This is a genomic window from Psychroflexus aurantiacus, assembly GCF_010820555.1.
Lineage (GTDB): Bacteria > Bacteroidota > Bacteroidia > Flavobacteriales > Flavobacteriaceae > Psychroflexus > Psychroflexus aurantiacus.
Genome location: NZ_JAAIKD010000031.1, coordinates 1 through 878 on the forward strand (window position 1 = coordinate 1; position 878 = coordinate 878).

2 protein-coding genes are annotated in these 878 nt (G+C 31.4%); both read left to right on the top strand.

Going from position 1 to position 878, the window contains the following annotated elements:
• Window positions 1-313 (top strand): hypothetical protein (locus G3567_RS13200; RefSeq protein ID WP_164005786.1); only part of this gene is annotated, 313 nt, incomplete at its 5' end.
• A gap of 1 nt (window position 314) precedes the next feature.
• The gene (locus tag G3567_RS13205) at window positions 315-725 is read left to right on the top strand and encodes a hypothetical protein (protein WP_164005787.1); all 411 of its coding nucleotides are present in this window, start codon (window positions 315-317) and stop codon (window positions 723-725) included.
• The last annotated feature ends 153 nt before the right edge of the window (window positions 726-878 follow it).

The following is an 878-nucleotide window of genomic DNA, read 5'->3' on the forward strand; positions in this document are numbered from 1 at the left end:
CGTTACCACACATTTGAAAAAAACAATCGTCATAGCATTAACAACAGTTCTGATTTTAACATTTGTAGTATTATCAATGGGTGGCGGACACGGATTTTTTTGGCCAGCTAAAGTAGTTTATCCATACTCAATGATAATAAGTGTGATGAATAATCAAATCGGAATTTTGGCGATTATTATTGCTGTTGTTCAAATTCCTATTTATGGGATTTTAATGACTAAAAAACCGAAATGGACTATGATAATACTCGGAATACATATCGTTTCCGCAATCATCTGTTTGAATTTACCAACTGATACTTTTAGCGGATAAAATGAAAAAAGGAATTTTAAAAACTTTGCTGTTTTATGGAATAGGGTTTGGAGTTGCAGGAATAATTTATGTGATTATTGGAAACCCATATATTCACGCACCTGGAATTCATCATCTGATTTTATTTTTGACATTAGCAGTCGGACTAATTTGGACTTTAATTAGTATCAGAATTTTCTTTTTCAAGGCAAAGACGGAGAAATTAAAAGGAATTATAATTTTGAATAGCCTAATAATAATTAGTTGTTTTTTATATGTTGCAATTCCCATTTATTTAGACTCAAACAAAAAAACATTTATTGAATCTGACTTCGTGCGGACGGAAATTAAAGGAGATACGACTAAATTATATCACGATGACAACCTAATTTATATCAAAGCAAAAGATTCTGTGATTTTAGATTTAAGATAAACACAAACTGAATAAAAACGTGTGGTAACAGCGTATATAGTTTATGGCGGATTTTGTGCTAAACTAAAAAAATCTGTATTTTTAAAAACTTAAAAACTCGACTGAATGGCGAGCGGTTTTCACCCCGCCACAAAACCATATACGCGAGACGTT

Coding starts and splice junctions, on each gene's coding strand:
- G3567_RS13205 (WP_164005787.1), top strand. CDS start 315: ATGAAAAAAGGAATTTTAAAAACTTTGCTGTTTTATGGAATAGGGTTT.